This window comes from Gemmobacter sp. 24YEA27, assembly GCF_030052995.1.
GTDB lineage: Bacteria > Pseudomonadota > Alphaproteobacteria > Rhodobacterales > Rhodobacteraceae > Pseudogemmobacter.
The window spans coordinates 103,451-128,873 of sequence record NZ_JASJPW010000007.1; the positions used below are offsets into that span (position 1 = coordinate 103,451).

At 64.5% G+C, this 25,423-nt stretch carries 34 protein-coding genes; 21 read left to right on the forward strand and 13 right to left on the reverse strand.

Annotated elements, in window-relative coordinates; translation table 11 throughout:
- Positions 1 to 18: 18 nt before the first annotated feature.
- From QNO18_RS24520 to QNO18_RS24535, 4 genes are read left to right on the forward strand one after another with little or no spacing between them, the layout of a single operon-like run.
- A complete protein-coding gene (locus QNO18_RS24520) occupies positions 19 to 618 on the forward strand; it encodes a hypothetical protein (protein WP_283180069.1) in 600 nt (199 codons plus the stop codon).
- Positions 615 to 1,121 (forward strand): hypothetical protein, encoded by a 507-nt coding sequence (locus tag QNO18_RS24525; protein ID WP_283180070.1) that lies wholly within the window; start codon positions 615 to 617, stop codon positions 1,119 to 1,121. Before QNO18_RS24520 ends, QNO18_RS24525 begins: the two co-directional genes overlap by 4 nt.
- Entirely contained in the window at positions 1,118 to 1,624 is a 507-nt protein-coding gene (locus QNO18_RS24530) for a hypothetical protein (protein WP_283180071.1), read from the forward strand. Before QNO18_RS24525 ends, QNO18_RS24530 begins: the two co-directional genes overlap by 4 nt.
- The gene (locus QNO18_RS24535) at positions 1,564 to 2,001 is read left to right on the forward strand and encodes a DUF1176 domain-containing protein (protein ID WP_283180072.1); all 438 of its coding nucleotides are present in this window, start codon (positions 1,564 to 1,566) and stop codon (positions 1,999 to 2,001) included. Before QNO18_RS24530 ends, QNO18_RS24535 begins: the two co-directional genes overlap by 61 nt.
- Positions 2,002 to 2,008: 7 nt before the next feature.
- Here QNO18_RS24535 and QNO18_RS24540 read toward each other — a convergent pair whose 3' ends face one another.
- The 8 genes from QNO18_RS24540 to QNO18_RS24575 form a co-directional block, all read right to left on the reverse strand.
- Positions 2,009 to 2,722: an ankyrin repeat domain-containing protein gene (locus tag QNO18_RS24540; protein ID WP_283180073.1), complete on the reverse strand. Its 714-nt coding sequence runs from the start codon at positions 2,720 to 2,722 to the stop codon at positions 2,009 to 2,011.
- Between the two features lie 64 nt (positions 2,723 to 2,786).
- Positions 2,787 to 3,671, reverse strand: a complete 885-nt coding sequence (locus QNO18_RS24545; protein ID WP_283180074.1) for a hypothetical protein — start codon at positions 3,669 to 3,671, stop codon at positions 2,787 to 2,789.
- Positions 3,672 to 3,747: 76 nt separating this feature from the next.
- Positions 3,748 to 4,257: a hypothetical protein gene (locus QNO18_RS24550; RefSeq protein ID WP_283180075.1), complete on the reverse strand. Its 510-nt coding sequence runs from the start codon at positions 4,255 to 4,257 to the stop codon at positions 3,748 to 3,750.
- A 112-nt stretch (positions 4,258 to 4,369) separates the two neighbouring features.
- Positions 4,370 to 4,636 (reverse strand): hypothetical protein, encoded by a 267-nt coding sequence (locus QNO18_RS24555; protein WP_283180076.1) that lies wholly within the window; start codon positions 4,634 to 4,636, stop codon positions 4,370 to 4,372.
- Entirely contained in the window at positions 4,633 to 5,007 is a 375-nt protein-coding gene (locus QNO18_RS24560) for a hypothetical protein (RefSeq protein WP_283180077.1), read from the reverse strand. Before QNO18_RS24560 ends, QNO18_RS24555 begins: the two co-directional genes overlap by 4 nt.
- Positions 5,008 to 5,061: 54 nt before the next feature.
- Positions 5,062 to 5,697 (reverse strand): hypothetical protein, encoded by a 636-nt coding sequence (locus QNO18_RS24565; protein ID WP_283180078.1) that lies wholly within the window; start codon positions 5,695 to 5,697, stop codon positions 5,062 to 5,064.
- Positions 5,698 to 5,809: 112 nt separating this feature from the next.
- Complete coding sequence (locus QNO18_RS24570; RefSeq protein ID WP_283180079.1) at positions 5,810 to 6,526, reverse strand: hypothetical protein; 717 nt, start codon at positions 6,524 to 6,526, stop codon at positions 5,810 to 5,812.
- The gene (locus QNO18_RS24575; RefSeq protein ID WP_283180080.1) at positions 6,523 to 7,068 is read right to left on the reverse strand and encodes a sigma-70 family RNA polymerase sigma factor; all 546 of its coding nucleotides are present in this window, start codon (positions 7,066 to 7,068) and stop codon (positions 6,523 to 6,525) included. Before QNO18_RS24575 ends, QNO18_RS24570 begins: the two co-directional genes overlap by 4 nt.
- 741 nt (positions 7,069 to 7,809) lie before the next feature.
- On the opposite strand from QNO18_RS24575, the gene QNO18_RS24580 reads away from it, so the two are divergent.
- From QNO18_RS24580 to QNO18_RS24590, 3 genes are all read left to right on the forward strand, one after another.
- A complete protein-coding gene (locus QNO18_RS24580; protein WP_283180081.1) occupies positions 7,810 to 9,006 on the forward strand; it encodes a polysaccharide biosynthesis/export family protein in 1,197 nt (398 codons plus the stop codon).
- Between the two features lie 96 nt (positions 9,007 to 9,102).
- On the forward strand, positions 9,103 to 11,217 hold the full coding sequence (locus QNO18_RS24585; protein ID WP_283180106.1) for a polysaccharide biosynthesis tyrosine autokinase: 2,115 nt from the start codon (positions 9,103 to 9,105) through the stop codon (positions 11,215 to 11,217).
- 23 nt (positions 11,218 to 11,240) lie between these two features.
- Entirely contained in the window at positions 11,241 to 12,377 is a 1,137-nt protein-coding gene (locus QNO18_RS24590; protein WP_283180082.1) for a glycosyltransferase, read from the forward strand.
- Here QNO18_RS24590 and QNO18_RS24595 read toward each other — a convergent pair.
- Complete coding sequence (locus QNO18_RS24595; protein ID WP_283180083.1) at positions 12,338 to 13,189, reverse strand: CocE/NonD family hydrolase; 852 nt, start codon at positions 13,187 to 13,189, stop codon at positions 12,338 to 12,340. The two genes, QNO18_RS24590 and QNO18_RS24595, sit on opposite strands and share 40 nt — an antisense overlap.
- Entirely contained in the window at positions 13,078 to 14,136 is a 1,059-nt protein-coding gene (locus QNO18_RS24600; protein WP_283180084.1) for a CocE/NonD family hydrolase, read from the reverse strand. The genes QNO18_RS24595 and QNO18_RS24600 overlap by 112 nt, the downstream gene beginning before the upstream one ends.
- A 154-nt stretch (positions 14,137 to 14,290) precedes the next feature.
- Here QNO18_RS24600 and QNO18_RS24605 point away from each other — a divergent pair, with 154 nt between their 5' ends.
- Positions 14,291 to 14,920: a 4'-phosphopantetheinyl transferase superfamily protein gene (locus QNO18_RS24605; protein ID WP_283180085.1), complete on the forward strand. Its 630-nt coding sequence runs from the start codon at positions 14,291 to 14,293 to the stop codon at positions 14,918 to 14,920.
- Here the strand turns inward: QNO18_RS24605 and QNO18_RS24610 are convergent.
- A complete protein-coding gene (locus tag QNO18_RS24610) occupies positions 14,909 to 15,649 on the reverse strand; it encodes a methyltransferase, TIGR04325 family (protein WP_283180086.1) in 741 nt (246 codons plus the stop codon). The two genes, QNO18_RS24605 and QNO18_RS24610, sit on opposite strands and share 12 nt — an antisense overlap.
- Before the next feature lie 173 nt (positions 15,650 to 15,822).
- Between QNO18_RS24610 and QNO18_RS24615 the strand changes: the two genes are divergently transcribed.
- On the forward strand, positions 15,823 to 17,271 hold the full coding sequence (locus QNO18_RS24615) for a hypothetical protein (protein WP_283180087.1): 1,449 nt from the start codon (positions 15,823 to 15,825) through the stop codon (positions 17,269 to 17,271).
- On the opposite strand, the gene QNO18_RS24620 is transcribed toward QNO18_RS24615, so the two are convergent.
- Positions 17,246 to 17,371: a hypothetical protein gene (locus QNO18_RS24620; RefSeq protein WP_283180088.1), complete on the reverse strand. Its 126-nt coding sequence runs from the start codon at positions 17,369 to 17,371 to the stop codon at positions 17,246 to 17,248. The genes QNO18_RS24615 and QNO18_RS24620 overlap by 26 nt on opposite strands.
- Before the next feature lie 222 nt (positions 17,372 to 17,593).
- Between QNO18_RS24620 and QNO18_RS24625 the strand changes: the two genes are divergently transcribed.
- From QNO18_RS24625 to QNO18_RS24640, 4 genes are all read left to right on the forward strand, one after another.
- The gene (locus QNO18_RS24625; RefSeq protein WP_283180089.1) at positions 17,594 to 18,358 is read left to right on the forward strand and encodes an oligosaccharide flippase family protein; all 765 of its coding nucleotides are present in this window, start codon (positions 17,594 to 17,596) and stop codon (positions 18,356 to 18,358) included.
- Positions 18,359 to 18,470: 112 nt separating this feature from the next.
- Positions 18,471 to 18,662, forward strand: a complete 192-nt coding sequence (locus tag QNO18_RS24630) for a hypothetical protein (protein WP_283180090.1) — start codon at positions 18,471 to 18,473, stop codon at positions 18,660 to 18,662.
- 23 nt (positions 18,663 to 18,685) lie between these two features.
- The gene (locus QNO18_RS24635) at positions 18,686 to 19,039 is read left to right on the forward strand and encodes a hypothetical protein (protein WP_283180091.1); all 354 of its coding nucleotides are present in this window, start codon (positions 18,686 to 18,688) and stop codon (positions 19,037 to 19,039) included.
- A gap of 155 nt (positions 19,040 to 19,194) precedes the next feature.
- Positions 19,195 to 19,866, forward strand: a complete 672-nt coding sequence (locus QNO18_RS24640; protein ID WP_283180092.1) for a sugar transferase — start codon at positions 19,195 to 19,197, stop codon at positions 19,864 to 19,866.
- A gap of 68 nt (positions 19,867 to 19,934) precedes the next feature.
- On the opposite strand, the gene QNO18_RS24645 is transcribed toward QNO18_RS24640, so the two are convergent.
- A complete protein-coding gene (locus QNO18_RS24645) occupies positions 19,935 to 20,072 on the reverse strand; it encodes a hypothetical protein (RefSeq protein WP_283180093.1) in 138 nt (45 codons plus the stop codon).
- Between the two features lie 177 nt (positions 20,073 to 20,249).
- Here QNO18_RS24645 and QNO18_RS24650 point away from each other — a divergent pair, with 177 nt between their 5' ends.
- The 8 genes from QNO18_RS24650 (at position 20,250) to QNO18_RS24685 (ending at position 25,422) form a co-directional block, all read left to right on the forward strand.
- Entirely contained in the window at positions 20,250 to 20,576 is a 327-nt protein-coding gene (locus tag QNO18_RS24650; RefSeq protein WP_283180094.1) for a glycosyltransferase, read from the forward strand.
- 15 nt (positions 20,577 to 20,591) lie between these two features.
- Positions 20,592 to 21,071, forward strand: a complete 480-nt coding sequence (locus tag QNO18_RS24655; protein WP_283180095.1) for a hypothetical protein — start codon at positions 20,592 to 20,594, stop codon at positions 21,069 to 21,071.
- A 336-nt stretch (positions 21,072 to 21,407) separates the two neighbouring features.
- Positions 21,408 to 21,671, forward strand: a complete 264-nt coding sequence (locus QNO18_RS24660; protein WP_283180096.1) for a hypothetical protein — start codon at positions 21,408 to 21,410, stop codon at positions 21,669 to 21,671.
- 383 nt (positions 21,672 to 22,054) lie between these two features.
- Positions 22,055 to 22,414, forward strand: a complete 360-nt coding sequence (locus QNO18_RS24665; protein ID WP_283180097.1) for a hypothetical protein — start codon at positions 22,055 to 22,057, stop codon at positions 22,412 to 22,414.
- 2 nt (positions 22,415 to 22,416) lie between these two features.
- A complete protein-coding gene (locus QNO18_RS24670; protein WP_283180098.1) occupies positions 22,417 to 22,635 on the forward strand; it encodes a hypothetical protein in 219 nt (72 codons plus the stop codon).
- Positions 22,626 to 23,039, forward strand: coding sequence for an AMP-binding protein (locus QNO18_RS24675; RefSeq protein ID WP_283180099.1), 414 nt, complete (start codon positions 22,626 to 22,628; stop codon positions 23,037 to 23,039). The genes QNO18_RS24670 and QNO18_RS24675 overlap by 10 nt, the downstream gene beginning before the upstream one ends.
- Positions 23,039 to 24,325, forward strand: a complete 1,287-nt coding sequence (locus QNO18_RS24680) for a non-ribosomal peptide synthetase (protein ID WP_283180100.1) — start codon at positions 23,039 to 23,041, stop codon at positions 24,323 to 24,325. The genes QNO18_RS24675 and QNO18_RS24680 overlap by 1 nt, the downstream gene beginning before the upstream one ends.
- Positions 24,326 to 24,351: 26 nt before the next feature.
- Positions 24,352 to 25,422, forward strand: coding sequence for a polyketide synthase (locus QNO18_RS24685; RefSeq protein WP_283180101.1), 1,071 nt, complete (start codon positions 24,352 to 24,354; stop codon positions 25,420 to 25,422).
- The last annotated feature ends 1 nt before the right edge of the window (position 25,423 follow it).

The window sequence follows — 25,423 nt, forward strand, 5'->3', positions numbered from 1 at the left end:
CCGACCAGGAGACAGATCATGCGTCACAGCATCTTTGCTGCAGCCCTTTTGCTGCCCGCCAGCCAGAGCCTCGCCGATGGGGTCACCCCCCTGCGTGAGGCGCTGGATGGCCTGCCCGAGGTGATCCTCACCAATCCCGCGCCCGAGCTGGCCTTTTTTGTCAATGTCACGGCGATGAACACGCTTGCCCCGGGCAAGTCGACACGCGCCTGGCCCGGGGCCTTTATGCGCCCCTTCGAGGCGGCGCTGGAGAGTGATGCGCAGGCCTGGGCGGAAAAAGCCGGGCTGCCCCTGGACGATGTCCGCTTTTTCGCGGGCTTTGGTCAGGCGCCCTATGACGTCGTGCTCTGGGGCCTGAAAGACGAGGCAGCGGCGAGCGGGTTGATCGCGGGCCTTGCGGATCGCGGCTTTGCGCCGGTCGGTCTGCCCGGTGTGGTCGGCAATGGCGAGCCGCTGTCCCAGGATCTGGCAAAAGCCGATCCGGGTGATCCCTGGCTCAGCCGCGTGGGCGCGCCGCGTTTTGCCGTGGCGCAGGCGGATCTGGTGATCAGCACAACCACACCCGAGGCGATGCCGGTGCTGCTGGCCGAGGGAATTCGGCCGCCGACAACCCGGTGATCATCACCGCGCTTGACGGGCTGTCGCAGGCGGTGGGCGATGGCGAGGTGGTTCATGCGATGGTCGTCTCGCCCGCGCTTGGGGTGATGAGCCTCGACCCGGTCGAGTTTTTGCTGCCCGAAGCAGGCAATCTCGACGAGATCCGGCAGCGCCTTGAGGATCGGATCAAAGAGGGTGAGGCTGGCATCCCGCCCTGGTTTGGAGCCATCCTCACCGATGCGCAGCTTGACGGGCCCGCGGCGATCCTCTCGCTCAGTTATGCCGATTGCGAAACGGCCGAAACCGCCGCGCGGCTGATGGAGGCGCGCTGGCAGTCCCTGATGCCGGAAGATGCACAGGGCACGCTGACATCGGGCACCAAAGCCTCTGAAAGCGGGCTCTGCGCCGCGACCCTGACCGTGGCCACCCCGGGCCGATACCGGCACCAGCCCGCCTATGATCTGATGCTGCGTTTGCATATGCAGCGCTCGTTCCTGGTGCTGACCATCGGAGAAGCGACATGACTCGGCGCGCGCTTTTGCAGGGCGGTGCCCTTGCCCTGATGATCAGCCCCGGCGCAGCGGCGGCGGAAACCCCACTGCCGCCCCACCTTCATGACCGCATGGTCTGCGCGGTGGAGCTGAGCCGCTATTCCTCCCAGTATCTGCCGGGGCATCAGCAGGATTACGACCGCGCGAATGAGATGTTCGCCGAGATGGGCGCGGAACTTGGCTACACCGATATATGGGACCGCGATTATCTCGACATGCAGGTTCCCTATGCCGACAACCCGCCTTTGCCTGACATGCTCGGTCCCGAGGCGATGGCTTTTCTTGAGGATTGTCGCGCGCGCTATCCTGCGCCCTCGCCGGTGACGCGGGCGGCTGGCAGAACAAGGCCCGCGCGGATGCTGCCGCTTTTCACGCGGCCAACCTGCCCGAGGAATGCGAGAGGCCCGGGGGTGAGGTGCCCGCCGGGCATGAGCTGCAGATCGGCGAGGAAAGCGCCGCCCGCCAGGCGCTGCTGATCGGCTTCCCCTGCCAGAGGGGCGCCTATAACCAGACCGAGGTTTTCCTGATGGCCGATCAGCATGGCACGATCACCGAGGTGCTCTTTCCCTCGCCCATGGTCGAGGTGGTCTGGCCCGATGGGGACCAGAGCCAGCAGCCGGTCTCGGTCAGCCTGGGCGAGATCCGTGACCTGCGTGAGGTGGTCAATCCGGTCTATGATCCCGCCAGCCGCACGATGGTCGAGCGCAATAAATGGCGCGGCCAGAATGACGCCTATACGCTGACCGAATGGGGTTACAAAGATGGCCGCTTCCAGCTGGTGCATTTCGCGGTCGATGCCATTTTCGACGGCGAAGACCTGCCCGAAACCCTGATCCGCAACGAGATCTGGTGAGGCGCACTTAAGGCGCGCGCAGCGCCTGCGGGTCCAGCGGGATGCCGCGCTCATTTAGGAAGTCGATCACCCAGGTGCGGTTGCGCAGCGCCCCGGCGTTGAGCAGCCTTTGGTCGGTGCGGAAGAAGGACGGCTGAAAGGTTAAGCCGAGCCGGTCGGTCGCTTCCGGGTCCGCCCCGCGCTTCAGGAGCATCACAACGGTGTCGAAACTGTTGATCGCGGCGGCACTCGCCAGAGGGCGGCTGCCCTCGCTGTTCGGGAGTTCGATATCCGCCCCGCGCGCGATCAGCAGGTCGATATTTTTCTGCGCTCTCGCATCCAGCGCTATGAAGATCGGGCTCTCGCCCAACCGCTTTGCCCGCACATCCGGGTCACCGCCGTTATCCAGAAGGAGTTTCAGCATCGCATCGCCTCGCTCGGCCGCGGCCAGATGCAGCGCGGTATTGCCATGCAGCCCCTGCAGGTTCGGATCCGCGCCCAGCAGCAGAAGTTGCCTTGTCCGCCGCAGATCACCGCGCCTGACCTGCCATTGCAGCAAGGTCAGCCCGTCCTTGTCCTGCGCGTTCAGATCGGCGCCTGCGGCAACCAGGGCTGTGATCCGGGCCTCGTCCCGGGCCATCAGCGCCTCGGCCAGAGCAAGGGTCTGGGGGTCGTCAAAATGATCGCCGGGGCGTTCCAGCAGGTCGCGGATCAGACCCTGCACAAGGACCAGCGCTACCACACCGCAAATCGCTATAAGGGAAATCCGCCATAACCGCTTCATGGCAGGCTGAACCGGTCAATGATCATCGCACCCTCTGAGAATCGAGGCGCAAACAACATCTTGCCATCCGGCGACCAGAAAGGCTGGGCCCGCAGCCGCCACCCCGGCTGCCTTCGATCTGAGCCAGCATGCGTCCGTCCATCCCATCCCAGATCATGATCCGGTCGCTGTCGCCCGAAGCGCCGGACCTTGCACCCCAGCTTGCGATCCGCATCCCATCGCGCGAGATCGACATAATCTGCATCGGGAATTGTTGCCTTGCCAGATCCGCGACCAGTGTTCCGTCCAGGTCAAAAAGCTGCAACCCCTCGTGCCTGCGATCGGCAAGGATCCTTACGCCTCCCGCGACGAATTCAGCCCGGTTGCCATAGGCTTCCTGATCAGGGACGGTCGTGCCTGGCCAGGCAAAGACATATGGATCTGAAACCGGAAAGGCGGTGAAATTCTGCAATGCGCCGCGCTCTGCGCTCAGGGCGGAGCCGCCATCCTCGCCGCAGCGTGGCACTGTGACGCCGCAGGCGATAAGGATCGGACCCCCGTCCGGATCCCCCCCCGGCCCCGCATCCGGCGCGGTGAAAAGCTGCACATCGCCATAGAGCATCGGAACCTGGTAGCGCCCGGTTTCCCGCCCTGAAACGGGGTCAATCAGGATCAGCCCGGTGCGCCAGCCATCGGCGGTCAGGATGTCCGAGGCGATCAGGAATTGCCCCTGACCGCCATAGGGCAGTGAACTGTTCAGGCGCGAAGGCGCCACGCCTTCAAACCTCACACTGCCAAGGCAGCCCGAAGCGCCAGTCAGCCGGTCGAGCCAGCCGCAGGTCTGCAGCCCCTGGCGCGCCAGTGCATAGCCGCCGCCGGTCAGCAGGGCAGCAAGGCCTGCGGCGATCAAAAGGCTTCGCGGTCTCATTTGCCTTCCTCCGTTGCGCGGTAAAAGCGCAGCTCAGTCCCCGCGCCCTCAGCGGGCGGATCATTCACCGCGACGATCACCGCGTCGCGCTCCGGGTGCCAGAGGATCGCGGGGCCAGATCTTCGGCAATGTCATGGCGGACGAGCATGGCGCCGGTTTCCAGATCGAACACCCGGATCATCCCGCGCAGCGCGCCGGGGCCGGAAAAACGTCGCGACAAGACCGCGATCCGGTCGCCATCCGGCGAAAGCGCGGTTTGCTGGCGGGAAAAAGGGATGAAATCCGCAGGCAGCGCGGGCAGCGTCACGCCGGTTCCTGCGATCTCTGTCGCGGTGGCGGCAAGGCGGCCGGTCGGCCCCTCCAGCGGCAGTTGCCGGGTCAGGATCAGACTGCCATCCTCCGCTAAGAAAGGCAGATGGGCAAAAACCACGCTACCCGATGCCGACCAGGCCAGATCAAAGGCGCGGGCATCGGCATCGGGCCGCGCTTCATGATGTGGGATGCCTTCAAACCACAGCCTGTCGCCATTCGCTTCATAGACGATCACCCGGCTCTGGTCGTGTTTGTTGCCCCCGGCAGGTCGCAAACGTAAAGCGCATTGCAGCTCAGCGCGATCCGGTCCGCTTTGGGTGAGATCCGCAGCTGATCGGGTGCGGCACCGGTGGCGGTGTCAATGCGGAGCTCTTCGCCGGTGCCGGTTAGGTCGGGCCGGACGAAGACCATCCGGGCCTCGAGACGATCATCGCCGCGCCGCCGGGGCTGATAATCCACCCCGCCAGCCAGAGCCGCCCCTCCACATCGCTGGCTATGGTATCGCCGACAATGGTGAGATTGCGGAGGCGGAGCCGCGCCTCACAGCCGTCACGCCCCAGCCAGCCGCAGGGCGCGCTCAATACGCTCCAGCCAAACCATCCGCCTGCGACGATGGCAAGCACAAGCGCCGCGCCGGTCAACCAGCATCTCATGGTGCACCCCCTGGATCGCAATGGCCGTGAATGCGGCTGATCAGCAGCCGGTCGTCCTCAAGCCGCCCTTCGGCGATCAGGCATTCCCCGGCTGCGAAAGCCGCCCTGATCCGTGTCAGGTCCGCATCCGGGCCGCCAAGGTTCGGGTCGCGGTCATCTCCGGGCGAAAGCGGTTTTCCCCTGGTGCCATCGCGGGCGATCGGGAAGACGCCGTGGAAAGGGCAGGGCAGTTGATAGCACAGAATGCCGGTGGACCCGAGGCCCCACCAGGACTGACCGGCCGCAGGCTCTGGCAGGGCAGGGGCCGTGCCATCGGCCTGGGCTGCCGGTGCGAGGCTGAGCGCAACAAGAGTGGCAAAGATGCGGATCATGGGGTCACCTTCTGAATTTGGCCGGGGTAAGCCGCCAGAGCTCGTATGGTCAGGTTAGGGAATGCAGACCGGCACACGGATCAGATCGACTCCACCGCCAAAGATGTTGGGGCTGGCGCGGGTCTGCCACTGGATCTGGCGGCAGGCATTGCTGTCTTTTTCGGGGAGGGGGGCAGCCGCCGCCTTTGACGGCGCGCGCAGATCGAAATGGAAGCGGAGATCGACCAGCTCTGCCAGATCCGGCGGCTCGCCTTCCGGTCCGAACGGGTGCGGCTGATGGCGGATTTCCAGCTGCACCCACTCTTGAGAGGCAAGGCCGCTCAGGATGATCAGGTCTGATCCGCTATCGTTCAGGCCAGTGATCCGCCCACCAGGGGTCACCGCGATATGGCTGTCGGCAAGCATTTCGCGCCAGATCCCATCGTTGCCCTGTCGCAACCGGAAGGAAAAGCTGATGCCGCCGCGGTCGGCCGTCTCGCTTTTTGCCGTGAAGGTGATTTCGCCCGGCGCGGTTTCCAGGATCGTCGCCTCGCCTCGGCCGGTCTCGCGCAGGATCCGCTGGCCGCCCGTGGCGGGAAAGACCTCGGTGATGACCTCGCCGGTCAGGGTGCTGCCGGGCGTGACCGGAAAATCCTGCGCCGGCACCGCCATCGCAGCGACTGCGGGAGCGAGGGCCAGCGCCAGCGCCATGCAGCGCGCGGCCTTATACAGGGATATGCAGCAGAACATGACAGCACCTTTTTGCCTCTTCCCCTGTAGGACGCCTGCTCAGCGCCCGGCTTTTGCGGCAAAGGGAAAAAAGTCAGGGCGCAATTTCAGGCCCCGCAAGGCGGGCGATCAGATCCTCGCGGCTGGCGGCATCATGGATCAAAAGCGAAAGCCGCCCGGAAAGGGTGATTGCGCCAGGGCTCATCTCATAGGCGTTCCAATTGGTGAACCCGCCATAGTCCGATTGCACCAACAGGAGCGGGTCTTGCCCCGCGCGCGGCTGGATGAAGGCGTCAAGCACGCGGAACTCTACGCCGTCCTCGGCGACATAGGTGCTGAAGGGCAGATCCTGACCGTCTTGCGCCAAGGAAAGCACCAGTTGCCGCGGCGGCTCGCGCAGCAAAAGTTCGAACCCGTCAAAGCTGTAACGCGCCGAAACTTCTGCGCTGCCCGCCTCTGTTCCGGGTCCGCTGCGCGCGCCAAGCCGATTGCCTGGACTGGCCGGACTTTCATCGGCCAGCCTCTGCCCGTCTGGCCGTACGTCCGACCCCACATCCGGCCCCGCGCCGGGCAGCGCCAGCCAGATGCCCATCACAATCCCCGCCACCAGCCCGGTGCCCAGCGGGATCGCGAAACGCAGCCGCCAGCCGCGCAGGAACGCGGGCCAGCACCAGCCGCGCTTTTGCTGCGCGCCCGCGTCGAGGAACTCCGCCCGCGCCCGCGCGGCATCCGCCTCAAGCCGCGCCGGATCCGGCTCACGGAGCGGCACCTGTTGCAACAGGTCGAACGGATCAGAAGGGCGGGCGCTCACAGGATCTGCCTCAATGCTTTACGCGCTTTGTGGATATGCCAGGCGACGGTGGGTTCCTTGCAGCCCATGATACGCGCGGCCTCGGCCTGGCTCAATTCCTCTCCATGCACCAGCATGACGGCATCGCGCTGTTGATCGGGCAGGCTGCGCACCACGCGCCAGATATCGGCGATCCTCAGCGCATCCTCCTGGTCGCCGGAATGGCTGTCTTCACTGACCAGCGCCACGGCATCGTGCAGCCGTCTGCTGCGGCTCTGGCTGCGTTGCAGGTCGCGCACAGCATTCAGCGTGATCCGATAAAGCCAGCTGGTAAAAGCCGAGCGGCCGTCAAAGCCCTGGATCGCCCGCGCGAGCCGCATGGCAACTGCTTGGGTGACATCTTCGGCATCGCTGTCATTTCCGAGCCAGCGCAGGGCGACCCGAAAGATGAAGCGGTAATGCTGGCGCAACAGCTGCTCGAAAGCATCAGCATCGCCTGCCCGGGCGCGTGCGACAAGCTGGTCAGCCTCTGCAAACTGCGGCTCATTGTTGAATGTCAACACTCCCAAACCCTGTGCCACCTGTCCCATTAGCGCAGTGCGTGTAACGAAACATCCGGTCGCGCGCGCGCCCACCCCCCGCAGGCCTGGGGCGTCAGAATGTGCACATATCCGCCGATGGCACGCCAACGCGCCCTTCGTACCCCGCAAAGAGGCAAGCGACTGGAATTCGCGGGGCAGGGTTGCCGCCAGTTGAAGCGGCCGGTGCCGTAATGGCCGAGGTGCGCTTTAGGTCATGTTGACAAATGGGGGAGCCAGAGCCTGATGCAGGCAACATGACCTAACCCTAGCCCGCCAGGCCCCCGAAATCATCATCCGCGCGGCACTTATGAACAGCTTTAACGCCCTCGCCCTCGCCGGGCTCATCCGCGTGACCCGAACCAGTAAGCGAGAGGCGAGGTCGCCCCTCAAGCCGCCATTTTGCAAATAGGCCACTACAATGCGGATTGATCATGAACCCGATTTTTTGAATGCGTGGGGTGAGTGTAAGGCACAACATGCAACCTAGAATTGTCAATAGGAGCTTTACTCACTTTGCGCGGTTTCCATGCAATTACAGGCTGCACGCCTGTTGTCCCGCAAACTTAAAAAGATTTCGTATCCGCCGCGGTTTTGTGGCGCTAATCTGATCTATACAGTTTTCCCGGCTTCGATTCGTTTTTCCTGAGGTGTGCTGATGCCCCCACGAAGGCAGATCTTTTTGAGGCAGGGTTTACTGCCGCACTTCTTAGCATGATCATTTTATTGCTGCCTGTCACCGTCGCCTTCGGGGCGACGCCTGATGAATATATGATCAGCATCGGTGATGAGCTGGAACTTGATATCCTTGATGACAGCGAGCCGCCGCAGCGTTTTGTCGTTGGCGGCAACGGGCAGGTGCAATTGCCGTTTATCGGCGGGGTGTCGGTGGAGAATACCCGGCTCAGCGATGCGCGTGACCTGATCGCCCGCTCTTACATCGAGCGTGAGATTTTTATTGCCCCCCGGGTGGAGCTTTCGGTTGCCAGTTTCCGTCCGATCTTTGTCATCGGCGATGTAAAGACGCCGGGCAATTACAATTATCAGCCGTTCCTGACCGCAGAACAGGCGGCGGGACTGGCGGGGGGGGCAGCCGTTTCGACCAATAATGCCGAAACCCGGGTGCTGGAAAAGCGCAGTATTGAAGGCAGTCTCAGCGGTCTGCGGGCCGATCTGGCGCGGCGGGCGGCACAACTGGCGCGCGTGCGGGTCCAGATCGCGGGCGGTGCTAAGGTAGGCTGGGGCGATGTGCCCTCCGAGATCCGCTCAGATATTGACCGGACACTGTTCGACGAGCTGACCGCCGCCGAGGATCAGATCATCGCGCTGGATGCGCAAAGTCTGGCCACGCGGCGCGGCCTGCTGACCGATGCGATCGCCGAAGCAGAGAACCGGATCGATCTGATGGGACAGCGGCATGATGTGCTTGTGAAAGCGGTCGAGAGCAACCGCGTCGAGGTGAACCGCAGCAAGGATCTGGTGACGCGGGGGCTGCGTCCGGTTTCCACCCTTGCGGATGACGAACAGGCGCAGTCGCGGCTGGAAGGGGAATTACTGCGGCTGGGCGAGGAACGATCTGCCGCGCTGGTGCAGGTCAACACTTTGCGCAGTGACCTGACCGAACTGGATACCCTGGGTGAAAAGGAACTCCTGACCGAGGCGCAGTCGCTGCGCGCGGCAATTGCGCAGGGCAGGGCAGATCTGGCTTCGGCTCAGGATCGGATTTTGTTGCTGACGCAATGGATTACCAGTTCGGACGGCCCGGAGGCCGATCTACTGGTCGAATATCTGGCGCGCCGTCGCACCAGTGTCGGAATGGAGGAAATCGCGTTGCAGCCGTTTGAAGAGTTGCAGCCCGGCGATCTTCTGATGGTGCGCATCCGCCCGCCCGAGGCACTGGACGGGCGGGAGCAAAAGGGATGATACGCGCGCAGCACCACAAACCTGGCAACGCCCCCCGCCGCGCAGCCGGCTGCCGCCTGTCTTGCGCTCGCGTGGAGGGGGGCGGATCTACTGTATCTGCTCGACATCCTGCGGCAGCATCGCGGGTTGATCCTCGCGGTGATGATTGCCGGCCTGGCTGGCATGTATATCCACCTCATGCGCAGCACGCCGACCTATATGGCGGGCACGCAGGTGGTGATCGACACAAGGCAGGAGCGCATCTCGCCGGTCGAGGAGGTGGTTTCAAACCTTGCGGTCAATAATTCGGTAGTCGCGGGCGAGGTCGAAACCATCCGTTCCAACGTGCTCATCGGGCGGGTGGTTGATAGACTGGCACTGGTCGACAACCCCGCCTTTGATCCAAGGCTGGATCGTGGCGAAGGCTGGCTGAGCAGGATCGGCCGGCTGATATCCGGTGGTGAACCCTTTCATATCCGGGCAGCCGCGATGCCGCCTGATGCCCTGCGGGCGATGGTGGTCCAGCGTGTCCAGCGTGACATGCGGGTGACGCAGGTCGGGGTCTCTTACGTCATCCGAATTACCTATGAGAATCCTGATCCGCTGCTGGCGCGCGACATCGCCAATGCACTGGCCGAGGCTTATGTCGGCTCTTTGCTGGACAACAAACGCGATGCCACGTTGCGGGTGAATACCTGGCTGTCGGAACGTCTGGTCGAGCTGAGTGCGCAGGTCGAGACGGCGGATGCCGCCGTTGTAGCCTTCCGGACCGAAATGGTGGCGAAGACCGGCGGCAGCGAAGAGGTGACCGGTCAGCTGATGGCCGAGCTGAACAGCAAGATGGTGGCGACCCAGGCCGAACGCGCCGATGCCGAGGTGCGGTCAGATCAGGTGTCCTATCTGCTGGAACGGGGCGGCACGACGGCGGTGGCCGATATGGTGACCTCGCCCCTGCTGGAGACGCTGCATCGCCAGCGGTCGGAACTGGCGGCGCAACAGGCCGAACTGGGCAGCACTCTGGGGCGGCGGCATCCCGAGATGGTGCGGATCACCGCCCAGATCGGTGACATCGACCGCAGTATCGAGGCCGAGGTGCGGCGCCAGATTGAAGCACTGCAGGTCAATGTCAGCATTGCGCGCAACCGGGAACAGGCGCTGGCCGCGCAGATTGCCGTAGTCTCGGACCGGCTGGACCAGATCGCCCATGCCTCGGTGCGGCTGGATCAGCTGCTGCGCACCGCCGAGGCGACGCGGCTTGTTTATGAAAACTTCCTGTCCCGCTTCAAGGAAACCAGTGCGCAAGGGGATTTCCAGTCGCCCGAGGCCCAGATTATCGAAAAGGCCAATCTTCCGACCGCTCCCTCCAGCCCGCGGGTAGGGTTTTCCATGATGATCGCGGCGGTGGCGTCGCTGAGCTTTGGCATTGTGGCGGCGTTCGGCCGGTCCGCACTGCGCGATCCGGTGCGGACGGCTGATGACCTGCGCGAGGCGACGCATCTGCCGACGCTGGCCGCTTTGCCGCATATTGCCAGGACCCGGGGCGGTCCCACCTGGCTGGAGCGCGAATTATCAGGGGTCGCGCCCACTGCCTTTATGGAGGGGATCCGCTCGGTCCGGGCAAGGCTGCTCGAGGAGCCTGAATTCACCCGCCCCCGGGTGGTCATGGTCACATCGTCCCTGTCGGGCGAGGGGAAATCATCCATCTGCCATGCGCTGATCCGGTCTTTGTCGGATGTCGGGCGCAAAGTGACCCTGATCGACATGGACCTGCGCCGGTCGGACTCCATACGCACTCTCGGGCTGGATGAAAATGGTCCCGACCTGATCGACATCATGTCCGGCCGTAAGCCGGTTGCCAGCCTCCTGTCCGGCGGGATGGAGTTCTCTGCCATGTTGGGCGCCGATATTCTGGTGCCGCGCCAACGCAGCGATCGGGCCGCCGACCTGATCAGCCGCCCGGAAATGGCCGAGGTGATAGGGCTTTTGCGCCAGCGCTATGACGTGGTGATCGTCAATGCGCCGCCGGTGCTGAACCTGGCGGATACTTTGCTTTTGGCCAAACACACAGATGCCACGCTGCTGGTGGCGCAAAGCGGTCGCACGCCGATGCGGGTGCTGCGCCAGATGCTGATGCGGCTGACCGATGCCGGGGTGCCGGTTCTCGGTACGGTGCTGACCCAGGTGCGCCGACATCACGCCGCGGCACGCGATGTTTACGGCTACAACTATTAACTCTTTTAATGGGGGGGAGGGAGATGCGGGTCGCGATCATTCATTACTGGCTGGTCGGAATGCGGGGCGGCGAGCGGGTGCTGGAGGAGATGCTCCGTCTTTACCCGCAGGCGGATCTCTTTACCCATGTCGCGGATCGCAGCGCGCTGTCGCCGCTCATTGCGGACCGCCCGATCCATGAGTCCTTCATCGCGCGGCTGCCTGGGGCCAGGCGGCATTACCAGAAATATCTGCCCCTGATGCCCCGCGCGCTGGAGGAACTGGACCTGCGCGGCTATGACCTGATCCTGTCGATGGAAAGTGGCCCGGCCAAGGGCATCATCCCGCCGCCGGGCTCGCTGCATATATGTTATGCGCATTCACCCATGCGCTATATCTGGGATCATTACCCGCAGTATCGGGCGGGACTGGGCAATCCGCTGATGCGGATGTGGTTCTCGCGGCTGGCGCATCGTCTGCGGATCTGGGACGTGTCCACCGCGGCGCGGGTTGACCGGTTCATCGCCAACTCTCACTTCGTGGCCGACCGGATCATGCAATATTACCGCCGGGACGCGGATGTGGTGCATCCCCCTGTCGATCTGGAGGCCTATCATCCGGTAACCCCGCCTTCGCCGCGCAGTCATTACCTGTTTGTCTCGGAGCTGGTGCGCTACAAACGCGCCGATCTTGTGATCGAGGCGTTTCGCGGCTGGCCAGAGCGCAGGCTCCTCGTCGTGGGCACCGGCAGCGAGCGGGCTGCGCTGGAACGGGATCTGCCGCCCAATGTCACGCTTTTGGGCCGGGTTCCGGGGTCGGATCTGCCCGACCTCTACCGCCGGGCCCATGCGCTGATCTTTCCGGGGGAAGAGGATTTCGGCATCGTCCCGGTCGAGGCAATGGCCTGTGGCACGCCGGTCCTGGCCTATGGGCGCGGTGGTGCAACGGACAGCGTGATCGAAGGGCGAACGGGCCTGTTCTTCCATGACCAGAGCGTTGCGGCGATCCGGCAGGCGGTGCTGGATTTCGAGAACGCCCCGCATCGTTTTGACCCGGAGGATATTGCGACTCATGCCCGGGGGTTCGGGGCCCCCCGGTTCCGGGCCGAGATCGCCGCGATCATCCAGGCTGCGCAGGATGGCTATTCCGGCAAGACCGACAGCAGGAGGCGGGTGGGATGAGACAAGCCGGAATGCACGGTCATCCGGGCGGGCCGCCCCTGGCTTTCGGCATAATTCGCGCTGCCTGTGTTCAGGTTCCGCTCCAGCCGGGGAAAGCTGGTTCCGGCGATATTCAGCCGCAGCCGGTGCCCGGCGGCAAGGGTCCAGGCGATGTCGCGCAGATCGACGGTGACTTCGGTAACCTGACCGGCCCGCATCGGTTCAGGCTGATCGAAGCCCCCGCGATAGCGCAGGCGCAAGGCGCCTTCCTGGATCATCAGCGACTTGCCCTGCGGGTCCACATCGGTCAGCCGTACGATAAGGTCGGAATCGGGCGCATCGGTCGAGACAAAGACCTGGGCGGTGATCGGCCCCGCGATGGTCATGGCACGCTCCAGCGGGTCCGAGGTCCAGATCAGCAGGTCGCCGCGCCCCTCGACGGCGTTCTGGAACAGCGGGCCGTCGCGCAGATCGGGCTCGCCGGTGCAACAGATCGCGCCACCAAGGGTCGGCACCGGGTGCATCGGATCCGAGGTGAAGCTGCGGGTTGCGTCCCGCACGGGGCTTTGCCTGGTCAGACGCTCGCCGTCCAGATAAAGCGGCAGGGGCTGCGCCTCGGGCGGGGGCCAGTCCTCTGCATTGCGCCATGTGTCGGAATTGAGGACGTAGTATTGCAGCCTCGGCGCCCCGCTTTCAGGTACCTTAGTCTCCGGTGCGGCCTTCAGGTGGCGGCCAGAAAGGCGAGGATCTGCCCGACCGGGGCAGCGCGGCCCTGAGGGGCCAGGGGCAGGTCGCCCACCATGCCGGGTTCGTCCGCGCCCAGATAGCTGCAATGGGTGCCGGGTGTGATGAGGGTCTGCGTCTCGGCCCCCGCCAACCGGCTGGCACGTTGCAGCGCCAGCGTGCCGCCGATCGAGGGATCATACCAGCTGTCGATATAGAAGGCCGGCACGGTGGGGCGATCCTCCGGGCTGATATAGCCCATGTCGTTCCACCACGCGGTATCGCCGAAGTGCTCCAGAAACGCCTCGTAATCGGTGGGGTCGTGGCGCAGGCGTCGCACCGCACCGATGATCGGCAGGGTCTGCAGGGCCGCCGCCAGATCGCCGCCTTCGGGGGCATAGCGCCCCGGGGTCTTTTCGCCCGCAGTCCCGAACCACCCAATCCCCGAGGCGAGTTGGAAAATGCCGCCCTCGAATGCGCCGAAATAGGTATGGCGCCCCTCAAGCGTGCCTGCGGCCCCGCCGGCCCCCATCGGCACCATGGCGCGATGCGCGGGATGGTTCAGCGCGGCCAGCATCAGCTGGCTTTCCCCAAGTGCCGAGCAGCCGAGGGTTCCCACCGCACCATCCGACCAGCCCTGCGCGGTGATCCAGTCCAGCGTGGCGGCGCCATCCGCGCCCTCGTTCGGCCAGGGCGCGAATACACCGTCCGAGTTGCCCCGTCCCCGCATATCCTGCACAACCACGGCATAGCCCTCGGGCAGCAGGATGTTCACCCAGAACCTGATCTCGCCATAGGATCGCTTGCCATAGGGCAGGCGCATCAGCACGGCAGGGCCGCGAAAGCCAGTTCCGCGCAAGCCAGGTGCCGGCAGGTAGACATCGGTGGCCAGCCGCAGGCCATCGGGCATCGCGACCCCCACATCGGAAAGATCGGGCGCGCCGGCCTGGATCTGCCAGATCAGCTGCGCGCGCAGCGGTTGGCTGATGACCAGGGCGGCACCCCCGGCCAGCGACAGCCCCGCCAGTGTCACCCAGAAGGCGCGCCTCATACGCATCTTGCACCGCAGGCTCGGTCATGGACCTGACCGTCGATCTGATCTGCTGGCGCCTGACCCAGCCCGCGCAGCGGCTGGCGGCCATGGCCGCGACGCTTTCGGCGATTGAACGGGCGCGGGCCGCGGCCTTCCGCTTTGCCCGCCACCGGGATGAATGGATCGCGGCACGCGGGGCCTGCGCCGGGTGCTGGCGAACCGTCTGGCGGCCCGCCCCGAGGATCTGCGGTTCCGGATTGGCCCTTGTGGCAGGCCATCGCTGGGCGGCTCGCTGCGGTTCAGTCTCAGCCATGCCGGCGGCTGGGCGGCCGTGGCACTGTGCGAAGGGGTTGATCCCGGACTGGACATCGAGGCGATTTCCCCCGTGAGCGTCGCCCTGGCCGAACATCATTTCGCGCCCGAGGAATGCGCCGCGCTGGAGGCTTTGCCGCCAAAGGACTGGCAGGCCGCGTTTTTCCGCTGCTGGACGCGTAAAGAGGCGGTGGTCAAGGCCACCGGGCGCGGGTTGTCGATGCCGCTGATCGATTTCGCGGTGAATTTGTCGCCTCTGGCGCCGCGCCTGTTGCGCATCAGGGATGATGACGCCCGGACCTGGGCGCTGTGGCAGCTGCCGACAGGGCCGGGCATGGCAGGCTCGCTTGCCATGCGCAATCAGGGGCGGCGGGTGAACTTGCGGTTTTGCTCCGGATGGCTGGGGCTGCACCATGACGCTAACCTTTCCGCTCAAGAAAATACCCGAGGCTCCGGCTGGGGCCCAGGGCCGGATGGGTGTCGATCACATGGCTGAGCTGCGGGATCTCCCATCTGTCGCGGATCTGCCAGCCGCAGCCGGTGATTTCTTCCTCAAACCCCTGGCGGTTGCGGAACTGATAGGGCACGCGCGCCGGGCCGATGCGCTCGAGCGTGGTGACAGAGGCGCCATCGCGCGTGGCAACCTTGTTGAAGATCGCGAGGCGCGGCGGAACCGCCATCCGGTCAACAAGCTGGGCCAGGGGATGTCCAGATACTGAAACAGCCCCGACGCCAGAAGAATATCCGCAGGACCGGCGGCCCCGGGATCGCTTTCAAAGCGGAGTGCGGCAGGCAGTTCGCCCCTGGCCTGACGGGTCCGGGCGGCGGCGATGATCGCCGGCAGATCGCAGACCACCCATTCCACGCCCTCCAGCGGCAGATGCGGCGCGAAGGCGATGAATTTTGTGCCCAGATGCCCCCCCAGATCCAGCACGCGCATTCCGGGCCGCAGATGGTGCCGGAGCCAGTACAGCACCGGATAGTCATGCAGCTGCACGACGCACATCTTGCGAAACGAGGTCTCGGCCAGCGCGTCATGGTCATAGCCGGGAAGCCAGCCCTTCGGGATATGGCGCATCGCCTCGGCATGGGTGGGCCAGGCGCCGACAAAGCCGGGTGCGGCCGGGGTCAGGGCCAGCGCCCGGTTCCACAAGCTGCGCAATGGCAGGCTCAGATGCCGTTGCACCGCCCTTTGCAAAGCCCGTCTGCCCTGTCCAGGCCCCATGCTGCGCCCTCCGCCAAAGGGAGAATAGAATACCGGCAGTATTGGCCAGATCTCCCAAAGCACATAGGGGTTTTCTTCAGCGCTTCATGCAGCGTCCCCTGCGGTGCTTCCTGCCGCGTCTCCTGCGGCGTTCCGTTCGGTACGGGTGGTATGTCCTGGGCAGGAGGGCGTCTGTGACGGTTTACCCTGCCTCGGGCCTCCTGCTCCTGATCTGGCTGGTGCTGGTCCGCCGTGACATCGACAACTCGCTGCGGCTGAGCATCGCCTGCCTTCCGCTCGGGATCTTTGCCGCCGCCAATCTGGCCGGGTTGTCGCTGCTGGCCGCGCATATGATCGCACTGCTGAGCCTGCTGCTGCTGAGCCTGCGGGCGCTTGCGGCGCCGGGTGGTCCCCGCATCGGCCCTGTGACCCCGGCCACGATGTGGCTTCTGGCGTTCATGGCTTATGCGGCGGTGTCGGCGGTGGTGCTGCCCCGGATCTTTGCCGGACAGTTCTACGTCTTTCCCATGACGGTCAGTCTGCGCGGCGTCGTCGTCAGCGCCGACTTCCCCTCAACGATGATGCCGCTGGGGCCGACGACCTCCAATCTGGCACAGGCCGGGTATATCCTGATATCCGGCATGTTCTTTATGGCAGCCAGTGCCACCTTTTCCTGGCGCGGCGCTGCGTTCGCCCGAAGTGCGGTGTTCTGGGCCGGGCTGGTCAATCTGGGGGCTGGCCTTCTGGATCTGATCGGGCTGGATGATCTGCTGACCTTCATCCGTACCGCCGACTACGCGCTGGCCAACACGCACACCCTTGCCGGCTTCCTGCGGGTGATCGGCGGCTTTTCCGAAGCGTCAGTTTTCGGGGCCACCTCGGCCACATTCTTTGCCTGGTTCCTGATGGCCTGGCTGACCGGACGCAGACCCTCGGACGGGTTTATTGCCCTCGGCTCGATGGTCATGGCGCTGTTTTCGATGTCTTCCTCCGGTATGGCCACACTTGTGGCGGCGCTGCTGCTGACGGTGCTGCATGCCAGGATCTGGGCCGGTCAGCGGCTGTCGCGCGGCTTTCTGCACCTGCTGGTGATCCTTGGTTCTGGCCTGACCGGAACCCTGGCGCTGATGGCGCAATCTGATGCTCTTATGGCCGAAGCGGCGCGCCTGCTTGATGCGCTGATCTTCGACAAGCCCGCCAGCCTCTCAGGGCTGGAGCGGGGTGCCTGGGCGGCGGAGGGGTTCAATGCCTTCTGGCAGACCCATGGCTTTGGTGCGGGCCCAGGGTCGTTGCGGGCGAACGGATTGCCTGCGGTACTGGCGGGTAGTGTTGGCCTGCCCGGGATACTGACCTTCGGGGGCTTCCTGCTCGCGGTGCTGGCACCTGTCGGGCGGCCCGGTCAGCCCGAACTGTTCCAGATGGCGCGTGTGGCTGCGCTGACCACACTGTTTGGCCTGGTGCTCTCGGCAACCACGCCCGATCCGACGCTGCTTCTGATGAGTTTTGCCGCCATTGCTTGTGCCGCGCGCGCCCCGCAGACCGGAACCTCCGGGCGCCGGATGATGCTGGCAGGCATAGCAGCCCAGCCGCTCAGGCGAGAAGGAGCCGCACCGCCGATCAGGCAAGAAGGAGATAGAGGATGACCGTCCAGAACCCGGTGCAGCCCAGGATCACCAGCCAGCGCAGGCCAGCCGCACTGCTGCCCATCATGCGGCCGGCGCGGGTTGGGAGATGCTGTGTCATATGGTGTCTGGCTTCGTTCAAGTTGAACCTGTGCGTGAAGGGTGATGGCGGTGCGGTCTTGCACCTCAGGCATTATTCCAGCCTGCTTTGGATAAGCAGTAATCCTGTGCCGGATGTCGAGAGGTTCCGCCGCGCGCCACAAGGGCTCAGCAATCCTTCGCCGCCCAGATCCGGCCTTTGGGAACATTTCCGCCGAAACCAACTGCCGGAGAGGAGAAACTCATGACCCGGCACCTGCGCGCGGGCCTTATGATCGCCGCTTCGCGCATCTTTGCGCAGGTGGCGCAGTTCGTGGTTTTTCTGCTGGCTGCGGCCCTGATGGGTCCGGCGGACTTCGGCATCTTCGCGCTGGTTTCGGCCTGGGCTTATATTATGGGCGCGCTGGCCGGGTCGGGGTGGGCGGAATATGTCATGCAATGGCACGAGCCCGGAGATGCCGTTCCCCGCCGCGTCTTGGGCATGTCGGCGATCAGCGGCGCGACCATGGCGCTGATCGTCGCGATACTGACGCTGGCGATGCCGCTGATCACCCGTGATCCCGTGGTGATCCCGCTGATGTTGCTGTTCGCGGTCACCATTCTCCTCGGGGCGGTGGCCAATACCCTTGCCGGTGTGCTGAACCGACAGGAGCGCCTGACCACCGCGGCGCTGGCCCTGATTGCCGCCGAGCTGGCCGGGTTGGTGGTGTCGGTTGGCCTGCTGCTTGCGGGATACGGCGTCTTTGCGCTGGCTTGGGGACGGATCGTCTTTACGGGCACCTGGATGGTGACTGGCTTCGTAACCAGCCGCATGTCACCCGATTTCCGGCTGCAGCGCGATGAGGTCCGGCCCGTGCTGGCCTATGTTTCGCGCATTATTGTGGTGCGGCTGCTGATGAACCTGCGCCTTTACAGTGCGACGCTGGTCATCGGCATCTTCCTCGGCGCGGCTGAGGCAGGATGGTTTCGTGCCGGCAGCGCCTCGCGGGCGCTGTGGGCGAGGTCCTGACCGAACCGGGCCGCGTGCTCGCCTGGAGCCTGTTCCGGGACGCCCGCAACCGGGCGCCGGCGGGCGAGGGCTTTCAGCGCACCGCGCGGCGGATGTTTCCGCTGGCGCTGTCGTGGCGCTGCCGCTGTTCGCGGTGCTGGTGCTGCTGGCCAAGGATATCATCCTGACGCTGCTTGGTCCGGCCTGGCTGCCTGCGGTGCCGGTATTGCAGGCACTGGCGGTGGCGCAGGGGATCTTTACCACCGGATTTGCGCTGGAACCCGTTCTTTCTCTGGCGGGTGCCGTCAGGTTCTGCCGGGGATAATGCTGATAAGTTCTCTGATCGGCTTGACGCTGACCCTGGCTGCCGCGCCCTTCGGCATGGTCTGGATCGCGCTTGCCCAGGTCTTGGCTGCGGCAGTGATCTTTCTCTACAATGCCCGGATGCTGTGGCGCCATGCGGGCGTCGATTGGCGTCTGATCGCGCGCGACTGCTGGCCACAATGCCTTGCAGTTGTAATTGCGGTTTGGATTACACGTCTTATGCGTGATTCCGATATTGCGGGATCAGGGCTGACCACCGTTCTGGTCCTGGGAACTTCGCTTGTTCTGATCCATTTGATGGTGCTGTGCCTGCTGGATCCGCGTATTCCGCGCCGGGTCGCAACCATGCTGCAGCGCAGAGATTCTAAAAAATATTGAAGCCGGAGAACTGGTTAAACAGGACGCTGCTGAGATGCCATAACATAGACATAATTTTGTCAATTTTCATTAAACCCTAGTATACTGAGCGAACCGAAGCGATTCGAACTTATACGACCTGCATTTATCCCCATTTCTCCGTGGCGGGCTAACGCATGCGTGTCGACATCCATCAAGATAATGCGAAAGTATTTGTGGTCTCCGAAGTCATTCCGCCAAGGCGGATTGAGGAGGTCGCTGCGAAAAAAGAACGACTTTACTCAAGAATTGGGAAGCCTGTTCTTGATCGGATATTTGCGTTTTTTGCGCTGATATTCTTTGCACCGTTCTTTTTTATCATTGCGGTATCAATTCTGGTTTCAGACAGGGGTCCGGTCCTTTTCCGTCATAAAAGAATTGGGAAAGACGGCCGTCCGTTTTACTGCCTGAAGTTTCGCACCATGGCCTCTGATGCAGAAACAAGGCTGCGCCATATCCTTGAAAACGATCCGCTTGCGCGGGCGGAATGGGATGCAAGTCATAAATTGACTCATGACCCAAGGATAACCTGCCTTGGCGCTTTTTTCCGCAAAACCAGCCTGGATGAATTGCCGCAATTCTGGAATGTCCTGCGCGGTGAAATGTCCGTCGTTGGCCCGCGTCCGATTGTTGAAGCCGAAATGCATCATTACGGCGATGACATAACGTCTTACCTCGCGGTTTTGCCGGGGATCACCGGATTGTGGCAGGTCTCCGGCGTAGTGATACGACCTATCTGGAACGGGTGGCGCTGGATGTCGATTACACCAGCCGGTGCAACCTGCTGCTGGATCTCGGGATTATTCTGAAAACTGTGAAGACCGCGCTCTTGCGCGAAGGGGCACGCTAAGAGGGCAAGCCCGACACATTTGCCACGTCAAAGGAAGAAATAGCCGATGACCAGCAGCCAGAAGACAAGACAAAACAGCACGACGATCAGCCGGAGTTCCCGCGCCGACAGTTTTCGGATCACTTCCGCGCAAAGTGAATGCGCCGCGCGTGCCAGTCGTGCCACCTTGCCGCTGCCCCACCTGTTTTATACTTAGATATGAATTATCCACGCCTCCGCCCTCGTGTCAATTCGCATCCTGCGGAGGGCTGTCCGCCGGTGGCCTCGCGCCTGAGGCTCAGGTGATGCCATGGGGCTGCTGATCGGCATTCCCACGCGCGGTCGCAGGGCAATTGTCGGCCGGTGCTGCGCGACATTGCACGCCAGACCCGGCTGCCTGACCGGGTCATCCTGGTCATCACGGCGCAAGAGGACCTGGATTTCGCAGATCTGCGCGACGTGCCCTTCTCTGCACAGGTTCTGACGGCGGAGCCCGGTCTGACACGGCAGCGGAATGCCGCGCTGGAGGCGGCGGCACCCGACGATCTTCTGCTGTTTCTGGATGATGACTTTGTCATGGCCGAAGATTACGTGGCGAACCTTTATCTCCTGTTAACGACGATGCCCGATCTGGTGATGCTGACCGGCATGTGCTGCCGATGGCATCGTCGGTCCGGGCCTTGGCTTTGACGAGGCGCGGCGCTGGTGGACAGGCTGCCACCCGTGGCCCCGGATGCCGCGCGGGTGCCGGTCTATAACGGCTATGGCTGCAATATGGCTATTCGCATGGCGCCTGTGGCGGCCCATGGCCTGCGCTTTGACACGAGACTGCCCCTGTACGGCTGGCTGGAGGATGTCGATTTCTCGCGCCAGCTGCGGCCCCATGGCGCAATCCGCTGGTCGAACGCCTGCGCGGCGTTCATATGGGCACGCGCACCGGGCGCAGCAATGGGCTGCGTCTGGGCTATTCCCAGATTGCCAACCCGCTGTATCTGCTGCGCAAACGCACGATGCGCCCGGATCGTGCGCTGGCCATGCTCATGCGAAACCTGCTGGCCAATCTGGCGAAATCCGCCCGCCCCGAACCCGGATCGACCGGCCGGGCGGCTGCGCGGCAATCTGCGGGCGCTGTCCGATCTGATGCGCGGCAAGCTGAGCCTGAAACGCATAACGGAGTTCGAGTGATGATACCGGCGCGGCTCACCCAGCTCGTGATCGTGACCGATTTCTCGGCGGTGCGGGGCGGTGCGGCGCAGGTCGCAATGCTGCAGGCGCGACTGATGCTGAAACGGGGTCTGCGGGTCACAGTTTTGCAGGCGACAGCGGACAGCATATTCCTGACGGGATGGGCGCGTCGCCCCTGGGAAAGTCGCCTGCTGGAAGAAAGCCGCGCAAGGGCGATGACGCGGGGGATCTGGAACGAAAGGGCACGCGGCAACTGCGGACTGGATCGCGGCGCATGGCGACCGCGGCACGGTCTATCACCTCCATGGATGGCAGCAGATCCTCTCTGCCGCGGTGGTGGCAGCCCTGCGACCGGTGGCGGGGCGGGTTGTCCTCCACGCGCATGATTATTTCCTGGCCTGTCCGAATGGTGCGTTCTTTGATTACCGGGCCGGAGTGACTTGTGATCTGTCGCCGATGTCGCTGGGCTGTGTGACCTGCAATTGCGACAAGCGCAGCGCCGCGCAGAAGCTGTGGCGCGTCGCGCGGCAGGCCGTGCAGAACCGGGCGGTGTCGCGGATGTTGCCCGAGGCGACGGTGGTGCTGTTGCACGAGGGATGAAGCGGCGACTGACCCATCCCGCACTCAGGAACGTGCTTACCCTGCCGAACCCGGTAGATCCGGGCCGTGATTGCAAGCGATCCCGCGTCGCAGCAGGGATTTTTGTATATAGGGATGTCCATGTCTATAAGGGCGTCTGGCTCCTGGCCGAGGCGGCGCGCGGGCCGGAGTTCCCTGCGGTTTGTCGGAACCGGCGCCGATCTGGAGCGTCTGGCCAGGGCTTACCCCGAACATGGCTACAGCGGCTGGCTGGACCGGGACGGGCTGGCCAGCGAGATGGCCGCCGCGCGGTGCTGGTCGCGCCAGCCTGGCGCCGGAACCCTTCGGCCTTGCCCCGGTCGAGGCGCTGGCCGCCGGTCTGCCGGTAATCCTGTCGGATTCCATTGCTGCTTTGCGAAACGCTGGCCGCTCATGCCGCCTGCGCCGGGTTCCGCAGCGGCAATACCGATGCGCTGGCGGCGCTGCTGCGCGATCTGGCGGGTGATGATGCGCGCCTTCGCCGGATGGCTCTCGCCGCCCCCGCTGCGGCGTCTCTGGTGTCGCTCGCCCCCGATACCTGGGCCGACCGGCTGGACTTGCTCTACGCCTCGATGCTGCACAGGCAGGAGACCCGCGAAGCCAGGGGGCCCGGCGATCATCGGCCAGAGGCCGCACCTGTCGAAGATCAGGCAATGGACCGGGCAAACTTCGGGCCCGGTCGGGGCCACGCGCCGGTTGGCCATCGTCATGCGATGAAAGGGTGATCATGGATCGGGACATTGCGGCGCGTTTACAGGCCCTGGAATATGACCCGCAGCAAGGCCTCTGGGCCAGCTTCGGCCGGGTGGCGGCGCTGGCACCCGACCAGCCGGCCGTGATCTGCGATGATCTGTGTCTGACCTATGCGCAAGCGGCGCGGGCCGCAGAAAACATCGCCTCGCATCTGATCGGGCGCGGGTTGCAGCCCGGGGGCGGGTGGCGCTGATCGCACAACGCTCGGCCGATGCCATCCTGGCGATGCTGGCGGTGCTGCGCGCGGGCGGCGCCTATATCCCGCTGGACCCGGCTTATGCCAGCGAACAGGTGGGCTATATCCTTGGTCACGCGGCGCCCGGGTTTATCCTCCATGATGCCGCCTCTGCCGCGCTTGTGACAGAGCTGGCGCAGCCGGGCGGGCAGGTTGTGCTGGAGATCGGGGTCGCGAAAGCCGGGGTCGCGAATTCGGGAGCCGCTGCTTGCGATTTTCCGCAGCGGCGCGGGGCGGATACCGCCTATATCATCTATACCTCCGGCTCGACCGGGCGGCCAAAAGGCGTGGTGGTGCCTCAGCGGGCGCTGGCGCGGATCGCCTTTGATCAGGGCGCGCTGACCCTGCCGCCGGCGAAGTGATGCTGCATTCCTCAACCATCGCTGCCGATGGCTGTGCAGTTGAGATCTGGCCTGCACTGCTGACCGGAAGCACGGTGCTGATCGTGCCGGGGCCGAAACCCTCGCTGGATCTGCTGGCCGCCGCGATCCGGCGGCACCGGCCCACCGCAGCCGCGTTCTACACCGGGATTTTTCACCTGCTGATCGAGCATCGGCTGGAGGATCTGGGCAGTTTCCGCCGCATGGCCGCTGGGGGAGATGTGATGTCGGCCGCGCAGGCCAGGCGCCTGCTGGATCGCTGGCCAGAGATCCGGCTGTTCAACCTCTATGGCCCCAGCGAGGCGACCGTCTATGCCGCGATGCATCAGGTGCAGCGGGAAGACCTGACCGGGGGCGCGATTCCGATTGGCCGCGCCGAGGCGCATGGCGCCTGTCTGGTTCTGGCCGATGACCTGGCACCTTGCCCGGAGGGAGTGGCCGGGCAGCTGGCGATCACCGGGCTTGGGCTGGCTGATGGCTATCTGGACCAGCCCGAACAGACCGCCGCGCAATTCATCGCCGATCCGCGCCCCGGCCAGGCAGGCCGCGCCTATCTGACCGGCGATCTGGTGCGGATGCGTCCTGATGGCGCGCTGGACTTCCTTGGCCGTACCGACCGGCAGGTCAAGATCGGCGGGCGGCGGATCGAACTGGACGAGGTCGAACATGTCATGCGTCAGCATCCCGCGCTCGCGGATGTGGCGGTGGTTCTGGCAGAAGGCAGTGCCGGCAAGCGGATCGTGGCCTTTGCCAAGCCCGCCGCCGGACTGCCTTCCGATGAACGCGCCTTCCTGCGTGGTGTGATCGCCGATCTGCGCCGTGACCTGCCCGAGGGCATGTTGCCCCGCCAGACCCGGCTGATGACCGATCTGCCGCTTACGACCAATGGCAAGATTGACCGCAAGGCGCTGGTGGCGCTGGCGGATCAGCCACAGCCACAGGCGGTTGCGATCGCGGCGCTTGCCCCCGAGAGTTTGCTGGCCGTGATAACCGGGGTCTGGGACCAGGTGCTGCACTGCGGTCCGGTCGCGCCGGACACCACATTCTTTGAGGCAGGCGGCACCTCACTGCAACTGCTGGATGCTCATGCCGCGCTTCAGGCCTGTCTCGGGCTGGATTTCGACGTTACCCTGATGTTCGAAACCCCGCGCGCCGGGGATCTGGCACGACGACTGGCCGATCTCGGGGCCAATACGCAGATATCACCCGGGCGAGGCTCACCTGCGCCGGCCCGCGCGCCTCTGGTGCGGTGGCGATCATCGCCTTAGCGGGCCGGGCGCCGGGTGCGGCCCTGATGCAGGATCTGTGGCAGCATATCCGGCAGGGCGATAACCTGATCCGCCCGATCCCGCGTGACCGGATCGAGGACAGCTTCACCCCCGAAGAGCGTCTGTTGCCGACCTATGTCGCGGCCCGCCCCGGGCTTCCTGATGTTGACATGTTCGACGCGGCGTTTTTCGGAATGTACCCGCGTGAGGCCGCGCTTACCGATCCGCAGGGCAGGGTGTTCCTGGAAATCTGCCATGAGGTGCTCGAACAGGCCGGCCATGATCCCGAGCGGTTCCCGGGCAGGATCGGGGTATGGGCAGGAAGCAGTTTCAGCACCTATTTGGTGCGCAACATCATGGCAGAGCGCAAGACGGCGCTGGAGATTCTGACCGGGCTTCAGATCAGTCATTACCCGGAAATGACCGGTAATCTGGCCGATAGTCTTGCCACCCGCGTGGCCTATCGGCTCGATCTGAAAGGTCCGGCGATGACGGTGGCGACGGCCTGTTCTACCTCGTTGACGGCGATGGCGCAGGCGGTGCTGGGCTTGCGCGCCGGGCAATGTGACATGGCACTGGCCGGGGGCGTGTCGATCACTTTCCCGCAGACGCGTGGCTATCTTTGCCAGGAGGGGGGGATGGTCTCGCCCGACGGGATCTGCCGACCCTTCGACGCCGATGCGGGAGGCACCGTCTTTGGCCATGGTGCGGGCGTCGTCGCGCTTCGGCGGCTGGAGGATGCGCTGGCCGATGGCGACCGCGTGCTCGCAGTGATCCGGGGCGTCGGCATCAACAATGACGGGGCCGACAAGATCTCCTACACCGCGCCCTCAGTGACGGGCCAGGTTGATGCGATCCGCATGGCCTGGGCCGAGGCGGGGCTGACCCCGGGTGATGCGGATTACATCGAGTGTCATGGCACCGCGACCCCGCTGGGCGACCCGATCGAGTTGCGCAGCCTGTCGCTGGCCGCCGGGCCGGGGCGCGGGGCCGAGACCTGTGCGATTGGCTCCATCAAGGGAAATATTGGCCATCTGGATGCGGCGGCAGGGGTGATGGGGTCATCAAGGTCGCACAGGTGCTGTCGCAGCGGGTGAT

Excerpts from the sequence above, each read along its gene's own strand:
- QNO18_RS24560 (WP_283180077.1), bottom strand. The coding sequence starts at position 5,007 with ATGATCCGCATCTTTGCCACTCTTGTTGCGCTCAGCCTCGCACCGGCA.
- QNO18_RS24565 (WP_283180078.1), bottom strand. The coding sequence starts at position 5,697 with ATGGCGCTGGCGCTGGCCCTCGCTCCCGCAGTCGCTGCGATGGCGGTG.
- QNO18_RS24545 (WP_283180074.1), bottom strand. The coding sequence starts at position 3,671 with ATGAGACCGCGAAGCCTTTTGATCGCCGCAGGCCTTGCTGCCCTGCTG.
- QNO18_RS24530 (WP_283180071.1), top strand. The coding sequence starts at position 1,118 with ATGACTCGGCGCGCGCTTTTGCAGGGCGGTGCCCTTGCCCTGATGATC.
- QNO18_RS24610 (WP_283180086.1), bottom strand. The coding sequence starts at position 15,649 with ATGGGGCCTGGACAGGGCAGACGGGCTTTGCAAAGGGCGGTGCAACGG.
- QNO18_RS24625 (WP_283180089.1), top strand. The coding sequence starts at position 17,594 with ATGACCCGGCACCTGCGCGCGGGCCTTATGATCGCCGCTTCGCGCATC.
- QNO18_RS24680 (WP_283180100.1), top strand. The coding sequence starts at position 23,039 with ATGCTGCATTCCTCAACCATCGCTGCCGATGGCTGTGCAGTTGAGATC.
- QNO18_RS24620 (WP_283180088.1), bottom strand. The coding sequence starts at position 17,371 with ATGACACAGCATCTCCCAACCCGCGCCGGCCGCATGATGGGCAGCAGT.
- QNO18_RS24670 (WP_283180098.1), top strand. The coding sequence starts at position 22,417 with ATGGATCGGGACATTGCGGCGCGTTTACAGGCCCTGGAATATGACCCG.
- QNO18_RS24520 (WP_283180069.1), top strand. The coding sequence starts at position 19 with ATGCGTCACAGCATCTTTGCTGCAGCCCTTTTGCTGCCCGCCAGCCAG.
- QNO18_RS24640 (WP_283180092.1), top strand. The coding sequence starts at position 19,195 with ATGCGTGTCGACATCCATCAAGATAATGCGAAAGTATTTGTGGTCTCC.
- QNO18_RS24590 (WP_283180082.1), top strand. The coding sequence starts at position 11,241 with ATGCGGGTCGCGATCATTCATTACTGGCTGGTCGGAATGCGGGGCGGC.
- QNO18_RS24605 (WP_283180085.1), top strand. The coding sequence starts at position 14,291 with ATGGATCGCGGCACGCGGGGCCTGCGCCGGGTGCTGGCGAACCGTCTG.
- QNO18_RS24555 (WP_283180076.1), bottom strand. The coding sequence starts at position 4,636 with ATGAGATGCTGGTTGACCGGCGCGGCGCTTGTGCTTGCCATCGTCGCA.
- QNO18_RS24600 (WP_283180084.1), bottom strand. The coding sequence starts at position 14,136 with ATGCGTATGAGGCGCGCCTTCTGGGTGACACTGGCGGGGCTGTCGCTG.
- QNO18_RS24685 (WP_283180101.1), top strand. The coding sequence starts at position 24,352 with ATGCAGGATCTGTGGCAGCATATCCGGCAGGGCGATAACCTGATCCGC.